General features: G+C 44.1%; 19 protein-coding genes. 7 read left to right on the top strand and 12 right to left on the bottom strand.

What is annotated here, in order from left to right; translation table 11 throughout:
* Positions 1–14 precede the first annotated feature (14 nt).
* A complete protein-coding gene (gene hydA, locus DWW86_RS10665; RefSeq protein WP_117943058.1) occupies positions 15–1,388 on the bottom strand; it encodes a dihydropyrimidinase in 1,374 nt (457 codons plus the stop codon).
* A 225-nt stretch (positions 1,389–1,613) separates the two neighbouring features.
* Between hydA and DWW86_RS10660 the strand changes: the two genes are divergently transcribed.
* Positions 1,614–2,261 (top strand): helix-turn-helix transcriptional regulator, encoded by a 648-nt coding sequence (locus tag DWW86_RS10660; protein ID WP_072520976.1) that lies wholly within the window; start codon positions 1,614–1,616, stop codon positions 2,259–2,261.
* 84 nt (positions 2,262–2,345) lie between these two features.
* Here DWW86_RS10660 and DWW86_RS10655 read toward each other — a convergent pair whose 3' ends face one another.
* The 6 genes from DWW86_RS10655 to DWW86_RS10630 all read right to left on the bottom strand — a co-directional run bounded on the left by DWW86_RS10655 (position 2,346) and on the right by DWW86_RS10630 (position 9,551).
* A complete protein-coding gene (locus DWW86_RS10655; RefSeq protein ID WP_117943056.1) occupies positions 2,346–3,356 on the bottom strand; it encodes a cytidylate kinase-like family protein in 1,011 nt (336 codons plus the stop codon).
* 12 nt (positions 3,357–3,368) lie between these two features.
* Positions 3,369–4,808, bottom strand: a complete 1,440-nt coding sequence (locus tag DWW86_RS10650; RefSeq protein WP_117943054.1) for a sodium:proton antiporter — start codon at positions 4,806–4,808, stop codon at positions 3,369–3,371.
* Positions 4,809–5,078: 270 nt separating this feature from the next.
* Positions 5,079–5,957: a TPM domain-containing protein gene (locus DWW86_RS10645; protein WP_117943052.1), complete on the bottom strand. Its 879-nt coding sequence runs from the start codon at positions 5,955–5,957 to the stop codon at positions 5,079–5,081.
* Positions 5,958–7,055 (bottom strand): TFIIB-type zinc ribbon-containing protein, encoded by a 1,098-nt coding sequence (locus DWW86_RS10640; RefSeq protein WP_072520972.1) that lies wholly within the window; start codon positions 7,053–7,055, stop codon positions 5,958–5,960.
* A gap of 21 nt (positions 7,056–7,076) precedes the next feature.
* Entirely contained in the window at positions 7,077–8,282 is a 1,206-nt protein-coding gene (locus DWW86_RS10635; protein WP_117943050.1) for an SPFH domain-containing protein, read from the bottom strand.
* 24 nt (positions 8,283–8,306) lie between these two features.
* Entirely contained in the window at positions 8,307–9,551 is a 1,245-nt protein-coding gene (locus tag DWW86_RS10630) for a DUF1015 domain-containing protein (protein ID WP_117943048.1), read from the bottom strand.
* Positions 9,552–9,784: 233 nt separating this feature from the next.
* Between DWW86_RS10630 and dpaL the strand changes: the two genes are divergently transcribed.
* From dpaL to arcC, 4 genes are all read left to right on the top strand, one after another.
* The gene (dpaL, locus tag DWW86_RS10625) at positions 9,785–11,014 is read left to right on the top strand and encodes a diaminopropionate ammonia-lyase (protein ID WP_072520969.1); all 1,230 of its coding nucleotides are present in this window, start codon (positions 9,785–9,787) and stop codon (positions 11,012–11,014) included.
* Positions 11,015–11,039: 25 nt separating this feature from the next.
* Entirely contained in the window at positions 11,040–12,350 is a 1,311-nt protein-coding gene (locus tag DWW86_RS10620; RefSeq protein ID WP_117943046.1) for a YgeY family selenium metabolism-linked hydrolase, read from the top strand.
* Positions 12,351–12,857: 507 nt separating this feature from the next.
* Positions 12,858–14,051, top strand: coding sequence for a knotted carbamoyltransferase YgeW (gene ygeW, locus DWW86_RS10615; protein ID WP_072520967.1), 1,194 nt, complete (start codon positions 12,858–12,860; stop codon positions 14,049–14,051).
* A gap of 23 nt (positions 14,052–14,074) precedes the next feature.
* Positions 14,075–15,019: a carbamate kinase gene (arcC, locus tag DWW86_RS10610; protein ID WP_072520966.1), complete on the top strand. Its 945-nt coding sequence runs from the start codon at positions 14,075–14,077 to the stop codon at positions 15,017–15,019.
* 74 nt (positions 15,020–15,093) lie between these two features.
* Here arcC and DWW86_RS10605 read toward each other — a convergent pair whose 3' ends face one another.
* On the bottom strand, positions 15,094–16,455 hold the full coding sequence (locus tag DWW86_RS10605; RefSeq protein ID WP_117943044.1) for an MATE family efflux transporter: 1,362 nt from the start codon (positions 16,453–16,455) through the stop codon (positions 15,094–15,096).
* A 304-nt stretch (positions 16,456–16,759) separates the two neighbouring features.
* On the opposite strand from DWW86_RS10605, the gene DWW86_RS10600 reads away from it, so the two are divergent.
* Both DWW86_RS10600 and DWW86_RS10595 read left to right on the top strand, forming a co-directional pair.
* The gene (locus DWW86_RS10600) at positions 16,760–17,059 is read left to right on the top strand and encodes a BMC domain-containing protein (protein WP_015543048.1); all 300 of its coding nucleotides are present in this window, start codon (positions 16,760–16,762) and stop codon (positions 17,057–17,059) included.
* Between the two features lie 45 nt (positions 17,060–17,104).
* Positions 17,105–17,416, top strand: a complete 312-nt coding sequence (locus tag DWW86_RS10595) for a BMC domain-containing protein (RefSeq protein ID WP_015543049.1) — start codon at positions 17,105–17,107, stop codon at positions 17,414–17,416.
* Between the two features lie 155 nt (positions 17,417–17,571).
* Here the strand turns inward: DWW86_RS10595 and yqeC are convergent, their stop codons facing one another.
* The 4 genes from yqeC to xdhB are packed head-to-tail and all read right to left on the bottom strand — an operon-like array spanning position 17,572 to position 21,104.
* On the bottom strand, positions 17,572–18,921 hold the full coding sequence (yqeC, locus tag DWW86_RS10590) for a selenium cofactor biosynthesis protein YqeC (RefSeq protein ID WP_117943042.1): 1,350 nt from the start codon (positions 18,919–18,921) through the stop codon (positions 17,572–17,574).
* A complete protein-coding gene (yqeB, locus tag DWW86_RS10585; protein ID WP_286187701.1) occupies positions 18,918–19,721 on the bottom strand; it encodes a selenium-dependent molybdenum cofactor biosynthesis protein YqeB in 804 nt (267 codons plus the stop codon). The genes yqeC and yqeB overlap by 4 nt, the downstream gene beginning before the upstream one ends.
* 1 nt (position 19,722) lies before the next feature.
* Complete coding sequence (gene xdhC, locus DWW86_RS10580) at positions 19,723–20,205, bottom strand: xanthine dehydrogenase subunit XdhC (protein WP_015543051.1); 483 nt, start codon at positions 20,203–20,205, stop codon at positions 19,723–19,725.
* Positions 20,202–21,104, bottom strand: a complete 903-nt coding sequence (gene xdhB / locus DWW86_RS10575; RefSeq protein ID WP_072520961.1) for a xanthine dehydrogenase subunit XdhB — start codon at positions 21,102–21,104, stop codon at positions 20,202–20,204. The genes xdhC and xdhB overlap by 4 nt, the downstream gene beginning before the upstream one ends.
* Positions 21,105–21,118 lie beyond the last annotated feature (14 nt).

Genomic DNA, 21,118 nt, shown 5'->3' with positions numbered 1-21,118 from the left:
CTATCCCCATTCGGTCAGATTTGTTTTTTACCTCTGAAAATGTATTTTCCCAGTTTTTCCTGAACCAGTTTGCCATCATCAACTGCAAGATTTCCACGAAGGAAAACCTTGTCAATACCGCATTTCAGTTCAAATCCCTCGAATGGAGTGTTATCAGTATTATACGCATGTGTTGCAGCCGAAATCACGCTTTCTTTCTCTGGATCAATCAATACGATATCCGCGTCACTTCCCGGTGCAATCACACCTTTTTGTGGATAAATGCCATACAGTTTTGCAGGATTTTCTGACAGGAATTTACACATCTGTTCCTGCGTGATTCTGCCCTCACGCACACCATATGTATAAATAAGTGTTCCCCGCGTCTGCACACCCGGAAGACCTCCCGGTATCTTTGTAAAATCATCTTTTCCAAGTGCCTTCTGTGCCAGTGTAAAGCTGCACTGATCTGTCGCTATGGTCTGAAGTTCTTCCTCTGCAAGAGCCTTCCACAGGCACTCCTGATCTTCTTTTTTGCGGATTGGAGGCGCACATACATAAACAGCACCCTGAAAATCCGGTTTTGAATAAACACTGTCTTCAAGCAGCAGATACTGTGGGCAGGTCTCTGCATAAACAGTCTGTCCTGCTTTTCTTGCCCTGCGTACTTCTTCCAGTGCTTTTTTATTTGTCAGATGCACGACCATGACCGGTGCTTTGGCTTCTTTTGCAATCACCAGAAGGCGGTGAACTGCCTCTGCTTCCATATCGTCCGGACGGACAAGCGGATGATTTTCCGGTCCAAGTCTGCCTGCTTTTTTTGCCTCTTCAATCAGAGCATCGATCACTCCGGCATTTTCACAGTGTACACCGGCAAAACAACCGCATTCGCCAAGTTTTTTGAGAATTTTGTACATATCACAATCATTAACGATCATCGCCGGATAAGTCATATACAGCTTGAAGCTGGTAATTCCCTGATCGATCATATCCTGAACTTCCGCTTCCGTCTTTTCGTTCCACTCTACGATCGACATGTGGAAAGAATAGTCACAGGAACATTTGTTATCTGCCTTCTGATGCCATTTTTTAAGGCCTTCTTTGAGCGTATGACCACCCTTGTCCTGCGAAGCATAATCGATGACCAGCGTCGTTCCGCCGAGGATTGCTGCTTTTGTACCGGTCTCAAAATCATCTGCCGTCACAGTTGACGCAACTTCCAGATCAAAATGTGTATGACCGTCAATAAATCCCGGAAACAGAAGTTTTCCCTCTGCGTCAATCACTTTTGCGTCTTCAGCCTGCAGATTATGTCCGACTGCCGCAATCTTTTCCCCTTCTATCAGTATATCCATCTGCTCTGATTTTTCTCCCGAAACAACAGTTCCGTTCTTTAATAAATATCTCATAAATCCACCCCCGAAATATGATTGTTTTACTGCGAAAAAAAATCATTCTATATGATATATAAATATAACATTCTTCCATGCTACTATCAACTACTGTCTATGCATTCCGGTCAATTTAAAACAATTTTTTTAAGGGCTCCTTAATTTTTCTCTGGAAAAATCTTTATCTTAAAAAAAATATATGTTATATTAATATTAACACTATAACATGGAGGAGGAATAATAATGGGACGTCTGACTGTATTAAAGCAGATTGCAAGTGATCTCGCTTCTCAATTTGGTCCTGATTGTGAAATCGTGATCCACGATCTTAAGACAAACGATCCGGAACATTCTATTGTATATATCGAAAATGGTCATGTTACCGGCAGAGGGATCGGCGATGGTCCTTCCAATGCTGTATTTGATGTCATCCGCCATAACAACAAAAAAGGCAGTGATCCGACGGATGAAATTCAGGATCATCCCGGATATCTGATGAAGACTTCTGATGGTAAGATTCTGAAATGCAGTACTTCCTATATTCGTGACGATGACGGCAGTCTTCACTATGTATTTGGAATCAACTACGATATTACCAAACTTACTATGATTGAAAGTGCACTGCACTCTCTGATCACTCCTGTAAACAAAGAGGAAAAGCCAAAGGAAATCACTCACAGCGTCAATGATCTTCTGGATCACCTGATTGAGGAATCCGTTGCCCTGGTCGGAAAACCGGTTGCCCTCATGAATAAAGAGGACAAAGTAACTGCCATTCAGTTTCTGAATGATTCCGGTGCATTCCTGATCACAAAATCCGGCGACAAAGTTGCAAGTTATTTTGGTATATCAAAATATACTCTGTACAGTTACATTGATGTAAATAAATAATTTATATTTTTATATTTCCATGAAAAATCCGCAGTCTGCTGTCATTCTTAGGACAACATCCTGCGGATATTCTTTTTGCTTTATTTAATTGTGCTGCACGGTCTGCTGGTTCAAAAGACGTTTGATCACATCAATCGTCTCTTTGATTCCGTAATTTGCACTGTTGATACAGAGGTCATAATTCTCCGGTTTACCCCATTTCTCACCGGTATAAAACTCATAATATCTCTTATGCTGTCTGTCCATTTTTTTGAGAAAACGAACAGCTTCCTTCATATCCATATTTCGTACATCCATGACATGCTGTATACGAACCTGGAATGGTGCACTGATAAAAATACTGATATGCGGAATGTGGTTATTTTTCAGGATTGCATCTGCACAGCGTCCCATGATCAGACAGTCTTCTGTCCGTGCAAGGTCGCAGATCAGATCACTCATATTGAAGAAAACTGCATCCTGCTTTGAAAGTCCGTGATATCGGTTCAGCTCTTTCAGTTTCGTGCGAAGACTTTCGTGTGTTTTCTTTCCATATTTGTTGAACTCCGTAAAATTCTCTTTGTCCTGTACGGCATCTTTTTCTGCTTCCAGACGTTTCAGAACCTGGTCAAAGATTTCAACATCATAGTAATTGATCCTGAGGTTATCCGCCAGTTCAAATCCGATATCATTTCCGGCACTTCCCTGAGTACGGCTGATACAGATCACAAGGTGGTCGTCCTCTGAAATCTTCTCACGTCTTGCGGCAAGGTTCAATGCCACACGCTCTGCATCGATGATATCTGTCTTTCCGAACATATCCGGAAGTTTCTCAATTGCCTTCAGGATCTCATCATATTCCGTCATCAGGCGACTTCTCTCGGCATCATCCTTGATAGTTCTAGCCATGTTACTGATCAGTGCCAGTTCGCTTCGAAGAAGATGTCCATCCGGTTTTGTGTACATCAGCATGCTCAACGTACGGATCGTTGTGTCACGGTTTCCGGTAAAGGTACGTCCCAGAGACGATCCCAGTACACGATAAACCTCTCCATCCAGATCATAAATCCGGTTGGCAAGTTCTGTATATATTTCCTGATTGATATTTTCTGACATAATTATCCCCCCTTACATAAAGAACACAAGCATATCCAGTATAAATACCGGAACAAGGAATACAAGTGACCATAATATGTATCCGAAGAAGGACGGCATTTTAACACCGTTTTCGTCAGAAATTGATTTTACCATAAAGTTCGGCGCATTACCAATATATGTATTGGCTCCCATAAATACAGCACCGCAGGAAATAGCGGACAGAAGTTTGACCGGTACGATTCCGAGGCTTGTTGTCACACCATTCATAAAGCCAAGCGTACCTGCAGTTGTAAGGAATACCAGATAGGTTGGTGTATTATCCAGGAAACTGGACAGCGCACCCGTCGCCCAGAACATTTCCAGCGGTCTTGACAGACCAAGATGCGGACCAAGTGATTTCAACAGCATCAGTGCCGGCTGCATCGTAACAAAAATACCAATAAACAATACGGCGACTTCTTTGATTGCACCCCATGTAAAATGGTTTCTTCTGCGAATGCTCTTATCCGTTGTTTTAAAGGACAAAAATGCTGCAAGCAGGATCATGACGATCTCAATCAGTGCCGGGAAAGTCAGTGTCACTTCTCCGAAAATATGAATTCCCATCACCTCACCAGAAGCATTCTGGAATGCAGAAAGCCCCGGAAGAACACCACTTAAAATAACCGCTGCCACGATCATTACGAGGAAAATAATGTTATGTAATCCATCAATATGAAATTCTGTACCCGGCTTGCTGATATCCGGTTTACGTCCCTGTGCAATATCTTTGCGATATGCAAGTTTGTCTACATGATAGAATACAAACAGCAGGATCACCATATTAAACAGAAGTACCGGGAACAGATGCAGACTCCAGAAAAACGGAACGCCACGCATAAAGCCCATCAGAAGCGGCGGATCTCCGATTGGTGTCAGACATCCTCCCATATTGGAAACCATAAAGATGAAGAATACCATGATATGGCTTTTTCTTTTTCTCCATGAATTCATCTTGATGACAGGACGAACCATCAACATACTTGCTCCGGTCGTTCCGATGCAGCTTGACAAAAGTGTTCCGAAAGCAAGCAGACACGCATTGACGCGCGGCGAGCCGGCGAAATCTCCCTCCATCGTAATGTTACCGGAAACGCAAAAAAGTCCAAACAAAAGAACAATAAAAGTAAGATAATCATTTACAATGCATTCGAGAACCGTTTCCGTTGCCATCCCTGCACCATAAACAACTACAAAAGGAATTACCATCAGAAGTATCCACATAAGAACGACATGTGGCTGATGTGCCTCCCACCATTCTGCTTTGATCAGCGGCATCACTGCAATACAGAGCAGAAGTCCTGCAAACGGAATACAAAGCCATACCGGCACCTGAGTGGTTGTCTCGTTGCCGCCTGCGGCCCAGACACCTGTCGGACACATCAAAAGCATGGTCAGAAGCATTCCAAAAAATGTTACTGTTTTTTTCAAAGATGTCACCCCCACGTTTAGTTTTCAACCAGTGGAAATTATATCATAACCATTGCAAATTACAATTGCACTTTCATTCAACAAATCATGCGTTTTATTGAGCAGTTTTGTGCATTTTTCCTATATATTGTATTTTTATCAGTACATTGCTGTACTTCTTCAAAGTATTTATGTACCATATTGTGCAGTTTTGATGCAAATTCACTGTATACAAAAAAGCGGCTCAGTTTCCGGAATCCACCGGAGACTGAACCGTTTTTGTATACTCGTTTAATAGTCACTGCTGGAGCCTGAAAAACTCTCTCCGCCACTGGAAAAACTTCCGGAATCACTGTCATTATCATCATTCTTTGGTTTTTCTGTTTTTGTCATAGTTGTATAAAGGAAAATATCCCTTTTTTCAGTAAGCTCCAGTCCGCCATCTGCCGTGTACTGGTCAGCGTTGGACTGCTGCACTTTTGTTTTCATTTTACGTACCTGATGCCATGTCATGAGTGCTGTCGGAATCGCCATAATTACAAAAGCCATGAGCAGATCTGTAAAAAAGCGAGAGGACACTGTACCGTCATCTATATCCATCGGGCGTATTTTTTTGCCCTCAGAGATTCTCGAAAGCCCGCTTTTCAAATCCCTGATCAATGACTGATAGCCGCCAAACGGATCATCTGCTTTCAGCCTTTCCTTACACTTATCCAGCATTTCTTCCTGAATGCTTTCTGTGAAATCATCCTGCGTTTCCCCACGGAATACGATCGTAATATTTCTTGCATCCGGCTGATGAAAAATACACATTCCCTCATGAGTATCGCCATATCCGATTTCATTCGTCTGCATAAATGTCGCTGCATACTGCCTGTAATCATGCTCCTCTCCTATATCAGGAGAAATAGCCAGCACCACATCATATTTGTACTCATCATATATTTCAGCAAGCTCGTCCTCAAGTTCTGTATACTGTTCATCACTTAAAAGACCATATGCATCATATACCCATGTAAATTCTCCACCATCTGTTGTCTCATCTGCGTCATTTTCATCTGTCGATGAAGTGGCAGACGTATCTGTGGCTGCAAAGGAAACCGCAGGCAAAATCATTCCCAGACTGATACTGAGCAATAAACCACTTAATAACAATTTTGTTTTTTTCACTCAGATCACCCCTTTCAGACGCAACACTGTAACAATTGCCGCCATTATAAGAGTCAGTGGAATATGATGCTTAAACCAGTACTTGACTGCCAGCGTTTTTCCGACAGGAAGATCCCCTATCAGATGTCCGGTCTGACCATTCATTGCAAAGGAATATGTCTGTCCATTCCATTTTGTATTAAGAAACCATACCGGAAACAGGCCGTATTTTACCTGTCCTTTATTTGTTACAGTAATCTTTTCTTTCTTGGTGGTTACTGTTTCATAGCATTCAACAGAATCCCGGAAGCCTTCCCGCACACTCTGCTCCATCCGCTCATAAACTCTTGCAGTCAGATCATCCGGCTCCTGATCATATTTATCCGCCATATATCCTGAAAGATAGGACAGATTAAATTCCTTGAGATCAGCATAATCATAAGGCTCTATTGCCTCCATCATCGTGTCATCGATTACTTTTGAACCATCAACCGGAATTTTCTGAAACTTCATTTTACCGGCACGTACTACGCGATAATGGCTGGTCTCTGTATATGTATAATCATCATCATCCCATACTCTGCTTCTGGTAGCATCATACTGGAATCTTCCTGCCGTATCCAGATCAAACAGCCAGAACGGTACATAAACCGCCTTTATCTCCTCAATATGATTTTCATTTTTGAACACCCTGGGCAGAAGCGGTTTCTTTTCGTAGTGCTTCTTAAGCGCCTCTATTGCTTCTTTTTTGGATTTTTTAAACGGGATCACATAATCAGGACGATAGGTATCTGCAAATTGCTCCGGCATGATCATCGGATTATCACAGTACGGACAAATAGTTGCACCTGTTGTCTTTTCCGCAAGCACCTCAGCTCCGCAGGACGGACAGCTCCACACCGCCATGTTTGATTTTTCATCTGACTGCCACTGTTCCGGCTCAAATCCCTCCCAGTGAGTCGTCGTATCTTCTTTAACTGTATCCTGCTGCTCTGCAAGCTGTTCCAATTCTTCCAGTGAATATGCGTTTCCACAGTATTCACATTTCATTTTCTGAGATTTACTGTCAAACGCAAGGCCAGCAGAACAATTTGGACATTTGTAATTTACTGTATCCATACATTATTCCTTCCACAATACTTATGGTCTCGGTTTTCCGCATTCCTGACAGAATTTACCGGTGTTTGTTGCTCCACAGCTGCAGGTCCACGGTCCCGCCGGGCGCGGCTGGCCACACTCCTGGCAGAATTTTCCGGTATTGACTGCTCCACAGCTGCAGGTCCATCCTCCTGCTGCCTGAGTCTGCGGCTGCACCGGCTGCATCGGCTGCGTCTGTTGTGTTCCCATCGCAAATAAATTCTGTGCATTCACTCCACCTGCATTTGCTGCCATATTCAGTCCTGCAAATGCCATTGCTGGTCCGGCATTCTGATTGGAAGCTGCCGCCTGCATCGCACTTGCCTGTGCACCGACCATGTGTGCCGCTGCCATTGTCGGATTACGGAATGCAGCATTTCTCTGAAGTTCTTTGATCATTGCTTCATCTTCTTCTGAAGCCTTTACGCTGGATACGCCAAGTGAAACAATGCGGATTCCACGTAAATTGTTCCATTTTTCGGAAAGTACCTGATTCAGTGCATCAGAAAGTTCCTGTGTATGTCCCGGAAGTGCACTGTAACGGATTCCCTGCTCGGAAATTCTGGCAAATGCCGGCTGCAGGGCAGTCATAAGTTCACTCTTTAACTGGCCGTCGATTTCCTCTCTCTCGTAGTCTTCTTCCACATTGCCACATACATTGGTATAAAAAAGAATCGGGTTTGCAATACGATAGCTGTATTCACCAAAGCATTTGATGGAAATGTCGATATCCAGTCCGATGTTTGCATCTACTACACGGAAAGGCACCGGATTCGGTGTACCGTATTTGTTTCCTACAAGTTCTTTGGTATTGACAAAGTATACTCTCTGATCCTTCGGGGCCTCTCCTCCGAATGTGAAACGTTTGCCGATCTGCTGGAACACATTGCGAATCCCCTCTCCCAGATCTCCGCAAAAAACGGACGGCTCTGTAGACATATCATATTTGTATTCTCCCGGCTCTGCACATACATCTACAACCTTACCCTGCTCTACGATCAGCATACACTGTCCGTCATTGACTGCAATTACAGAACCATTTGAAATAATATTCTCTGAGCCGTGTTTGTTGGATGATCTTCCGGATACTTTTTTGTGTGCCTTTGTGATCAGAACATCCGCCGGCATGGCTTCACAGTAAAAATATTCTTTCCACTGGTCAGCCAGTACACCACCTGCTGCCCCTGCTACTGCTTTGATCAGTCCCATACGTAAATACCTCCTTATTATTGGTTATGAAAGTTTATGAATAAACAATCCGCTTCGAAGTTTCGGTTCAAACCAGGTCGACTTCGGCGGCATCAGTTTACTTTCGTCTGCAATCTGCATCAGATCCTCCATCGCAGTCGGGAACATGGCAAACGCCACGCCTCCCGTCGAATCCGCAATCTGTGCTAGTTCGCTCAATTTGCGGCTGCCTCCTACGAAACGGATACGCTGATCCGTGCGAGGGTCTCCAATTCCGAGAATCGGTGAAAGGATTTTTTCCTGAAGGATCGAGACATCAAGCTGTCCTACAATGTCCTTCTTCGCATAGACATCATCCCACGCTTTCAGATGATACCAGTTTCCGCCCACATACATACCCATGCAGTGCTTTTCAACCGGTTTGCACGGAAATCCCGGCATGATCATCAGTTCAAAATTAAATTTCAGACTGGCGATAAACGCATGTTCATCCATACCATGAAGATCCTTTACCACTCGATTATATGCAAGAATCGTGAGCTGATCGTACGGAAATACTACAGAAAGGAAATAATTGAATTCCTCGGTTCCATCATAATCCGGATGCTCCGCACGTCTTTTCAGTCCGACTTTTACTGCAGAAGCAGCTCTGTGATGACCGTCTGCAATGTATATGGAAGGAATCTCTCCAAACTGCTGTGCGATCGTTGCCTTTTCTTTCTCACCGTCAATCACCCATGCCCGGTGTCCGATCCCGTCATCAGCCGTAAAATCGTAGACTGCATCATGTGATGCTTTCCATTCTTCCATCAGGTCAAGAAGTTCCTGCGGATATCTGCATGCCAGAAAGATCGGACCGGTATTTGCATCACAGGTATCTACATGGCGGATACGGTCCTGCTCCTTATCTTCTCTTGTAAGCTCATGTTTCTTTACGACACCATTCATATAGTCATCAATAGAACAGCAGCCAACCAGTCCCGTCTGCGACCTGCCGTTTCTCGTCAGTTCATAAATATAGTAGCACGGTGTCTCATCCTGCTTAAGGATACCGTTTCTTTCCATATTCTGAAGATTTTCTCTTGCCTTGTCATAGACCTTTGCATCATACAGATCGGTCTCATCCGGCAGATCCATCTCCGGGCGGTCTACATGCAAAAATGAATCCGGATTCTTGTCCCCGATCATCTTTGCTTCTTCGCGGGTTACAACATCATACGGAAGTGCCGCTACGGAAGAAGCCTTTTCCGGTATCGGCCGCAATGCTCGAAAAGCCTGAAAAACAGCCATATTTCTAGTCTCCTTTTTGTCTCATCTGTTGTGTAGCAATCTAAAAAATATTGTACCATATCCTCTCTCTCTTTTCAATAAATGCAACTTTTTTCTGGTGCGCTAACTTTTTTTGTTAAAACCTAAAAATTTTTTTGATTTCTATTGCAAAATCACATATTTATGATATGATAGAATCAGCTAGAAAAGAAAAATTATGAGTTCTAAAGATTTTTTTTAAGGAGGTTTTTCTCATGACTGAAGGTTTAAAATGGACCGTCAATCACGTTGCAAAGTCAGACGATAAACATCTCGAATTAATGTCTGAAGAAAACGTGAAAAAAGCCAATGAATTTCACAAAAGTTTCCCACAATACACCGTTACTCCGCTTCAGGATCTCGCCGCTCTGGCATCCTATCTTGGTGTAAAAAGTATCCATTGCAAAGATGAGTCCTACCGTTTCGGACTGAACGCATTCAAGGTTCTCGGTGGTTCCTACGCAATGGGACGTTACATAGCCAAAGAAGTCGGTAAAGACATCAGTGAACTTCCATATGCAGTCCTTTCTTCTGAAGCATTGAGAAAAGAATTCGGACAGGCTACTTTCTTTACCGCAACTGACGGAAATCACGGACGCGGTGTTGCATGGGCAGCCAACCGTCTCGGACAGAAAGCCGTTGTACGTATGCCGAAGGGCACTACCAAAACGCGTTTTGACAACATTGCCAAAGAAGGCGCTACTGTTACAATTGAAGAAGTCAATTATGACGACTGCGTAAGAATGGCCGCTGCTGAAGCCGCAAAGACCGAACACGGTGTCATGGTTCAGGATACCGCATGGGAAGGCTACGAAGAAATTCCTTCCTGGATCATGCAGGGATACGGAACCATGGTCATGGAAGCTGACCAGCAGTTAAAAGAAGCCGGTATTGACCGTCCGACACATGTATTTGTACAGGCCGGTGTTGGTTCCCTCGCCGGAGCTGTTGTCGGATATTTTGCTCACAAATACAAAGAAAATCCACCGGTTATGGTTGTCTGCGAAGCAAGCGCTGCTGACTGCCTGTATCGTTCCGCCATGAAAGAATCCGGCGAACTCGTAAATGTCGGTGGTGATCTTGAAACCATCATGGCCGGTCTCGCATGTGGTGAAGCCAATACGATCGGATGGGATATTCTTCGAAACCATGTTTCCGTATTTGCCTCCTGCCCGGACTGGATGAGTGCCAAAGCAACCAGAATCTATGCAAACCCGCTCGGTAGTGATCCACACATTGTTTCCGGCGAATCCGGTTCTGTTCCGCTTGGTCTGTGCTACACTGCGCTTCATGATGAAGATGCCAAAGACCTGAAAGAAGCACTGAAACTTGACGAAAGCTCAAACGTACTCGTTATCTCCACAGAAGGCGACACCGACCCGGTACGTTATCGTGAGATCGTCTGGGACGGACTTTATGGAATCGATAAATCTTTAAGCAAATAAGCAACTATATATGGGAGGAACTAAAATGGATTACGAAAAAATCAAAGAAGCGGCTCAGAACTATCAGGATGATATGACCAGATTCTTAAGAGCCATCGTCAAAAACCCGGGTGAAAGCTGCGATGAGAGAAAACATATCGAAACCATCGAAGCAGAAATGAAAAAGCTGAACTTCGATGAAGTTACCATCGATCCACAGGGTAACGTTATCGGCTATATGGGTAATGGTGACAAGATTCTTGCATTCGATGCACATATTGATACCGTTGGTATCGGTAACATCGAAAACTGGAACTTTGATCCATACGAAGGATATGAAACAGACGAAGAAATCGGCGGCCGTGGCGTGTCTGACCAGTGCGGTGGTCTCGTATCTGCTGTATACGGTGCAAAGATCATGAAAGACATGAATCTGATCCCGGAGGGATACAAGATCATGGTTGTCGGAACTGTTCAGGAAGAAGACTGCGATGGTCTCTGCTGGCAGTACATCATCAATGAGGACAAAATCCGTCCTGAATTCGTTGTTTCCACAGAACCGACAGATGGCGGTATCTACAGAGGACAGCGTGGACGTATGGAGATCCGTGTTGATGTCAAAGGTGTTTCCTGCCATGGTTCCGCACCGGAGCGTGGTGACAATGCCATCTACAAAATGGCCGACATCCTTCAGGACATACGTTCCCTCAACGAAAACGATGATGCAGACGAGACGGAAATCAAAGGTCTTGTAAAAATGCTCAACCCGAAATACAATCCAGACTGGGAAGAGGCACGTTTCCTTGGACGCGGTACTGTAACTGTATCCCAGATTTTCTATACCTCTCCAAGCCGCTGTGCTGTTGCCGACTCCTGTGCAGTATCACTTGACCGTCGTATGACATTCGGTGAAACATGGGAAAGCTGCCTGGATGAGATCCGCGCACTTCCAAGCGTTAAAAAATACGGAGATGACGTAGTCGTTTCCATGTACAACTATGACCGTCCATCTTACACAGGATGCAAATATGAAATCGAATGCTACTTCCCGACATGGGCTATCCCGAAAGATCACAAAGTAACAAAAGCATTCGAAGACGCTTACAAACACCTTTACGGAGAAACACGTCTCGGAAACGCTGAAACAGAGGAAATGAGAAAAGCTCGCCCTCTGACCGACAAATGGACCTTCTCCACTAACGGCGTATCCATCATGGGACGTAACGGAATCCCATGCATCGGATTCGGACCTGGTGCTGAAGCACAGGCACATGCACCGAACGAAAAAACATGGAAAGTAGACCTCGTAAGATGCGCCGCTGTATACGCAGCACTTCCTGATTCTTATTGCAAGTAATCTTTTCCTGCTACAGGCAGGAAAGAATAAAACTACAAAGAACGAGCTTCTTTGAACTACGCAAAGGGAGCGAAGCCCCGCTCCCTCTGCACACCCTTGGGGCTAAAACCACAATAGTAATACACAGTCAAATATGAAAATTACTGACTTTGCTCTGTTGGTATGACATAAGTCATAGATAAGCTTAGGATGGATAAATCTTAAGGTTAAGTCATCTATACTATTTTAGTGATTTTTGCCGTCAGATAAATGAATATAAAAAAGGAACAACAACCTCAGAAATGGGCTGAGCAAGGTGTTATATCTTCTTCTGTTCAGTGTGTCGAATAAATATTTCATGAGGAGATGATCTGAGACGGCCGGTACTTAGTGACCGTATTCTGGTCACTTATGTACCGCTGCCAGTCGAAGTGAGTGCAAACGCATCTCCGACGAAATATTTCATTCAGACACACGTCAGAGAAATATAATCTTACTCAAACATTTCTCACATAAAAGGAGAAAAAAATGAAAACTTTACAGGATTACATCGACAAGCTCAACAAACTCAACTTCAAAGAAATGTACAACAACGACTTCTTCTGGACCTGGGACAAAACAGACGACGAACTGGAAGCAGTCTTCACCGTTGCTGATGCTCTCCGTTTCATGAGAGAACACAACATCTCCACAAAAGTATTCGAAAGCGGTCTCGGAATTTCTATTTTCCGTGATAACTCCACACGTACACGTTTTTCTTTCGCTTCTGCATGTAACCTTCTTGGTCTGGAAGTGCAGGATCTTGATGAGAAAAAGTCCCAGATCGCACATGGCGAAACCGTACGTGAAACAGCAAATATGGTATCCTTCATGGCTGATGTAATCGGTATCCGTGATGACATGTACATCGGCAAAGGCCACACATACCAGAAAGAATTTATGGATGCAGTAACCGAAGGAAACAACGACGGAATCCTTGAACAGAGACCGACTCTCGTAAACCTTCAGTGCGACGTTGACCATCCGACACAGTGTATGGCAGATATGCTTCACATCATTCATGAATTCGGCGGTGTTGAGAACCTCAAAGGCAAAAAACTTGCCATGACATGGGCTTACTCCCCATCCTACGGTAAACCACTCTCCGTTCCGCAGGGTGTAATCGGTCTGATGACACGTTTCGGTATGGACGTTGTTCTTGCTCATCCGGAAGGATATGACGTAATGCCGGAAGTTGAAGAAATCGCAAAGAAAAACGCTGCTACTACCGGCGGTTCCTTCACAAAGACAAACAGTATGGAAGAAGCATTCAAAGATGCTGATATCGTATATCCAAAGAGCTGGGCTCCATTCGCAGCTATGGAAAAACGTACAAATCTGTACGCTGAAGGTGATTTCGACGGAATCGACAAACTCGAAAAAGAACTTCTTGCTCAGAACGCAGAGCATAAAGACTGGGCATGCACAGAAGAACTTATGAAGACAACAAAAGACGGTAAAGCTCTGTATCTCCACTGCCTGCCGGCAGACATCACAGGTGTAAGCTGTGAGACAGGTGAAGTTGACGGATCCGTATTTGACCGTTACAGAATCCCGCTTTACAAAGAAGCAAGCTTCAAACCATACATCATCGCAGCTATGATCCTTCTGGCTAAATTCGAAAATCCACAGGATATCCTGAAAAAGCTGGAAGTAAAAGCTGCACCTAGAATTTTCGAATAATCTTTTTGATAAGGGTTTTTACAATGTATAAAAGAAAACGAATCGTTATCGCCCTTGGGGGAAATGCACTGGGCAATACACTTCCGGAGCAGATGCAGGCGGTCAAAACTACCGCCCGCGCTCTGTGCGATCTGATAGAAGAAGGTCATCAGGTCGTTGTCGTACATGGCAACGGTCCGCAGGTCGGCATGATCAACAATGCAATGGCAGCGCTTTCCAGAGAAGATAAAAATCAGCCGAATACACCTCTCTCCGTCTGTGTTGCTATGAGTCAGGCATACATCGGCTATGATCTGCAGAATGCACTTCGCGAAGAACTCCGCAAACGTGGATTCATGCGCACTCCGGTCGTTACCGTTGTGACACAGGTACGTGTAGATGCAAATGACCCTGCTTTTCAGAATCCCAGCAAACCAATTGGGCATTTTATGACAAAAGAACAGGCTGAACATGCAGAAACAGCATACGGCTATATCATGAAAGAAGATGCCGGCCGCGGCTACCGCCGTGTTGTCGCATCTCCAAAGCCAGTCGAGATCGTTGAACAGGATGCCATCAACAGCCTTGTAGATGCAAACAAAATCGTCATCTGCTGCGGCGGTGGCGGAATCCCTGTCACGCTGCAGGGTGATCACCTGAAAGGTGCTTCTGCCGTAATTGATAAGGATTTTGCCAGTTGTCTGCTTGCAAAAGAGTTGGATGCAGATATGCTGATCATCCTTACCGCTGTCGAAAAAGTTGCTGTCAACTTCGGCAAAGAAAACGAGAAATGGCTGGACGAAATGACTGTCGCAGAAGCACAGAAATATGTGGATGAGGGACAGTTTGCTCCCGGCTCCATGCTTCCTAAAGTACAGGCAGCTATGGACTTTGCAGCATCCGATGCTGAACGCACTGCCATGATCACGCTTCTCGAAAAAGCAAAAGACGGAATCCTCGGCAAAACAGGGACCCGTATCCATATGTAATATATGCAAATGACAAAAGGAGTATAATTCCGTTCATCTGATCGGGTTATACTCCTTTTATAATACACATTCTCTTACTTTTTCTCTTCTCTCAATTCCGGCAAAATCGTCAAAAGCATGGTAAAAAAGCAGGCGCATCCGCCAACCAGATTTGAGATTGGTTCTGCCCAGAACACACCATCTACACCAAATCCATTAACCTTCGGCAACAATATTGTCAAAGGCACCACAATGATCACCTTTCGGAAAATCGAAAAAAATGTTGCTCTTTTTGCCTTTCCAAGTGCTACAAATACAGCCTGCCCGGTAAACTGCAATGCCATAAAACAAAATCCAAAGAAATAAATGTGCAGCGCAGGTACTCCTTTTTCCAGAAGTACCGGATCACTGTTAAACAATCTGATAAAAAATCCCGGTGCAATCTTTATGATTCCCCACACAAACAATGCATAAGTAAAACATACGACCGTTACAAATTTGATTGCCTGTTTTACCTTTCCAAAAGCTTTTTCTCCGTAATTAAAACTCATAACCGGTGATGCACCATTTGTCAGACCATGTACCATCATCGTCGCAATATCACGCACGGAATTCAATACCGTCATAACACCTACATAAATATCTCCGCCATACATATGGAGCGTTGAATTACAGAAAATCTGTACCAGTCCATTTGTAAACTGCATCATAAATCCGGAAACTCCAAGCGCCATGATATCTTTTACACGCTTCCATTCAACTTTCATGGTCGCCCGGTTCAGCCGAAGCGTCACTCTCTTTCCTGTCAGAAATCTTAATACCCAGATTCCGGAACATATCTGCGAAAGAATCGTTGCAAGTGCAGCTCCTTTCACACCCATATGCATTCCGAATATAAATAACGGGTCCAGAATGATATTCAAAATTGCACCGATCAGTACGGTCATCATTCCCATATTTCCGAATTCCTGACAGTTAATAAACGGATTCAGTCCCAGCGAAATCATGACAAACGGCGTTCCAATCAGATAAATCTTTATATAATCACCCGCATACGAAAATGTCACATCACTTGCGCCAAATGCATACAAGATTGGCTTATAAAATAAATAGCTTACCGCCATCAGAATCATACTAGAGATCAAAAGCATAGAAAACGTATTTCCCATTAATTTTTCCGCCTCTTCATGATTTCCACGCCCCAGTTCCATTGCACAGAGCGGACTGCCGCCATTTCCAAACAGATATGTAAATGCCGTAATCATCGTGATCACCGGAAAGCAAATTCCCACGCCGGTCAGTGCCGTTGCACCGGCTCCCGGAATCCTTCCTATATACATACGGTCAACAATGTTGTACAGCAGATTTAAAAGCTGCGTCAATGTCATCGGAAGCGATACTTCAATAATGTTTCGGTAAACATTTCCTTTCGAAAAATCCGTCTGATGGACTTTCATTTTTTAGTCTCACCCTCTTTGTTATGTTACCATATATCACATTTCATTTTATTCTGTATATTATAGCACGCTCCTCTTTTTGTATCCAGTTATTCTTCTGTGCTCATTAAAATCTCTCCTTTCCCTCCTGGCTTTCAACATAATCCCACTGTTTTTTCATTTCTTTTTGTCATAAAACCACATTTTAAATGATTTAAAATCCACAAAAATACATAATTATCTCTTGTTTTTCACATCCAAAAACGGTATAATAGATTTAGTTTAGAATGATTTTTATATTCCAGAGTGAATAGATGGAGGTATTATGGCTGAAAATTATAATGGTATGGCAGTGGGGATTTTTGAACTTGACAGTTTTGCTGCCTGCTTCGTAGCACTTGACGCTGCTTCCAAAGCAGCAAATGTAAGAATCCAGAACATCGAACGTAACCGTCTTGGTGCAGGTGCATGTGTTAAAATGCGTGGTTCCGTTTCTGATGTAACAGCAGCTATGGAAGCTGCCATCCGCACCGCAGAACCAATTGCAAAAGTAGTTTCTCATACAGTGATCGCATCCCCGGCACACGACACAGAACCGGCTATGTACATGACTGCAAACAAGTAATACCGAATCAAAATACGAATACATACTTAAAGCGAGGATTATACAATGAGATATGGAGCATTTGGATTAGTAGAAGTGGTCGGAAGCAGCAACGCTATCATCGTAACCGACCAGATGCTGAAAACAGCCGATGTGTCTTTTCTTACACGAAACGGCAAATGCGGCGGACACGAAACAGTTTTTGTGACAGGTGATGTTTCTGCAGTTACTGCAGCCGTACAGGCAGTCAAAGAAAACCCTCCGTGTGATGTCTGCTTCGCGGCAGTGATTTCCAATCCTTCTGAAGAAACAGTTCGTCTTGCTGAAGAAGACGCACAGAAACACGGATTTATGAAGAAAACTAATACAAAGAAATAATACTACTGATATTTTTTAATTATGATACACGATTATTTAAAAAGGAATAAAGTATGTATCCAGAATTCTTGGAACATACTCTATTCCTTTTTTTGCATGGTCATCTTTTATTCTGCACCACTAACCCACTGTCGCAGCATTCCTGTCAAACGAAATCACAACGGTACATCTACATCCTGCTGTTCCCTCTCATCGCTTATTTTAAGATATGTCACATCTTCAGGATATCTTTTTATGATCTGTTTGCCTCCTTTATCACCGGTAATTTCCATCAGTTTTCTATAATATTTCTTAGAAAAAATACACGGATTTCCTGTTTTTTCGCCCCAAACGGTGCATGCCATTCCCTTGTTTTCGCTCTGAAACGCGTCATACAGTGCAATTATTGTTTCCGCCGTAAGCCATGGCTGATCGGATACCGTAAAGAGACATGCATCCGCGTCTTTTGCGATTTCCAGTCCGATCTGCATAGATGAGGCAATTCCTCTTTCCGGCTTTGGATTAAACAAAACTTCTGCGCCAGTCTCTTTTACTATATCTATAATCTCCGAATACTGCGGCTGTGTTACCACCACGATCCGGCTGTCCGGTATTCTTTCTGCTGCTTTCTGAAGCAGTCTTAAAGTACGCTGATACATGGGCACTCCGTCAACCTCATACATCAGTTTATTAGAACCGAAGCGTCGGCTGTTTCCAGCTGCCAGCATAATAAGTGCCAATTTAACTCTCTTAGATGGCATCTGAGCTGCTCTCTTACGCTCTGTTTCAGACTTACCGCAGATATAATATTCTTTCTCTCTCAGGCTTCCCCAGACTGCATGGATACCCTGTTCTTCCAGCCTGTCAGCAATACTCTCTGCTGCCTGAGATTTCCCCGGGATATCTGCTTTATTCAGCAGTACACGGTATTCTCGTCCATACACACATTTTCGAAGAGCTTCTGTGGATAATACAACCCTTACAATATCTTCTTCTGTAACCTTCTCTTCTGCCTCTTTTCCAAGAAAATCCGCAACACGATTCGATCTGTGGCAGACTTTACATATTGGTTCACCAACCGCATCAAGTCCGGCCACCGCAATCACCAGATCTGTCTGTCCCCAGATAACAGGTTCCCAGCTTGCCGGTACTTTCAACGGATATCTTTTTGCACCATCTGCTTCGATCAGAATCACATCCGCCAGAGCTGTAATTTCTTTCATCTTTTCTTCCGACAAAGCACTGATCTTACATTTTTCTCTGTCCAGAGCAGCTGCGATCGTGTATCCATGTTCTTCCAGATTATGCTTTATACTTATAATATCCCCATCCTCGGCAAACGGCCGATCCGGCTCATATGCCATGTGTGTAGTTGTGGTTATAAGCACCTTTTTGCCCACGGCCGTCAGCTCTTCCATTATCCGGAAAATCAGGCTTGTCTTCCCTCCTCCACCAACGACCGAAAGCACCGGATATCTGTCTGTATCTATATCCAGTGCTTTCAGGATGGAGTCCGTCCGTATCACGGCAGTACTCCTTCTGACAGTAAAATCTCAACTACACTTCCGGCAATGCAGCGCGCTTTATCTGAAATCGTGTCACAATTTTTCTTCTGTTCTTTACGTGGATCAATATCCGCGATCTTCATTCCTTCCGGCACCACAAATCCATCCCGGATGATACCCCTCAGTACACCGGTCAGTGATGCATATACCGGTGTTTCATCCACCATGGCAATGATCTGGTCTTTTTCCACAATATCACCGATTTCTGAATAATTGTGTACCATACCGGCAGCCGGTGAGTGGATCACACGCTCTTTTCCATATCCGGCAATAATCCCCGGAATTCCAGTATTCGGTACTGCCGTGCCTTTCTCTATCACTCTTCCGAGGTTATGACCACGCTGAGTTTCTACTACATAATCAACATCCGTGCGTGCTGTAAATCCAGGTCCAAGCCCGATCGTAAGCGGTGCCATTGCTCTTGTCGTCCCGAGATTTTTTTTTGCAAGGATTGCATCGATCAGCGCATCCGGTTTTAATTCAGAAACTGCATCTACATTCTCATCAACCAGAATCGGAATTTCTTTTTTATCCCATACTTTCCGGCACTCCGAAACGTCTTTGATAAGTCGACCGGTAACACCCTCAACACTCGATGTTCCGTCATAGACTGCTTCGCCAAAAGAAACACGCCGCCGTATCGCACTCGGCTTCGCACATTCCATCACCAGCACCTGATACCCGCATTTATATAGTCTGTGGATTACTCCGCTTGCAAGATCCCCGCCGCCACGTACGATCAATGTTGTTTTATGTTTCATCTCAGCTGTCATTCCTTTCATGCATCACTTTTTCTACCGCGTTGACAATATTCTGGTATCCCGTACAGCGGCAGAGATTTCCGGACATTTTTTTCTTGATTTCTTCTCTGGTCAGTTCTTTTCCCTGCTCCAGAAGAACCGTTGCCGACATAATAAAACCTGGTGTACAGAATCCGCACTGCACCGCCCCCTCTTCAATAAAAGCTTCCTGAATCCGTGTCAGCTCACCGTTTTTTTCCAGGCCTTCCAGTGTGCGGATGTTTTTGCCCTCCGCCCAGACCGCCAGATAAATACAGGAATCAATGGTTTCACCATCGATGATCACGGTACAGGCGCCACACTCTCCGACTTCACAGCCTCTCTTTACAGAGGTCAGCCCGAGGTGATTACGAAGCATATCCAAAAGAGATTCTCTCGGATCAACATACTCTGCCACTTCTTCTCCATTTACCACGCACTGAACAAGTATTTTTTCTTTTTTCATGCTTCTTCACCTCCCTTACAGGTATCCTCTCCGGCAAGCTCTGCTGTACGAATCAGCGCTCTTTTTGCAATTTCTCCGCCAATCTGAAGGCGGAAATCTCTCGAAGCTCTCCAGGAATCTCTCGGATGAATTTCACCTCGAACGCTTTCTTCCAGTTCCTGATAAAGACCCTCATCCAAAGTCCTGCCTTTCAGCTTTTCTTCCGTCTCCACACATCTGTACGGAACCGGTGCTGCCACGCCAAAGGTAATGCGTACATCTTCCAGAATGTTTTTTGCTGTGTCAATTTTGCTGACCACACTGCAGCTCAACGTTGCAATATCCATTGCATTTCGCATCGAATATTTAATATAGTGTCCGTGATATCCTGCATATTCTTTTTTTGGGATCACCACATGGGTAAGTACCTCGCCCGGATGCAGGTCCACGCGTCCCGGTCCCAGATAAAATTCCCGTACCGGTGCAATCCTGCCTCCGTCTTCATTTGCAATATGCAGAAGTGAATTGTAGGAAAAAACCGTTGGTACACTGTCCGCACTGACCGCTCCATTACAGATATTTCCACCAATCGTACCTATATTTCGAATCTGCGGACCGCCAACCTGGTCAACTGCTTCTCCCAGAACCGGAATGTATTTCTGTATGATCGGATCCGCTGTAATATGTGAAAATACAGTTCCTGCGCCAATCAGAATATCGCCGTCCTCGTTCCTTGTAATACCTTTAATTTCCTCAACATCCCGGATGGATACCAGAGAAGTACCTGCCATTCTGCCCTCACGGATCTTGATCAGGACGTCACTGCCACCTGATATAATTCTGGCATCCGGGTGTTCTTTCAGAAGCGAGACTGCCTCTGATACGGTTTTTGCATTATAGTATTTCTCAATATCATACATAATCTGCGCCCCCT

The sequence above is a fragment of the Ruminococcus sp. AF17-22AC genome, from assembly GCF_003460065.1.
Lineage (GTDB): Bacteria > Bacillota > Clostridia > Lachnospirales > Lachnospiraceae > Blautia_A.
Note: the sequence above shows the minus strand (reverse complement) of the source record. Positions and strands in the feature narration are given on the sequence as shown.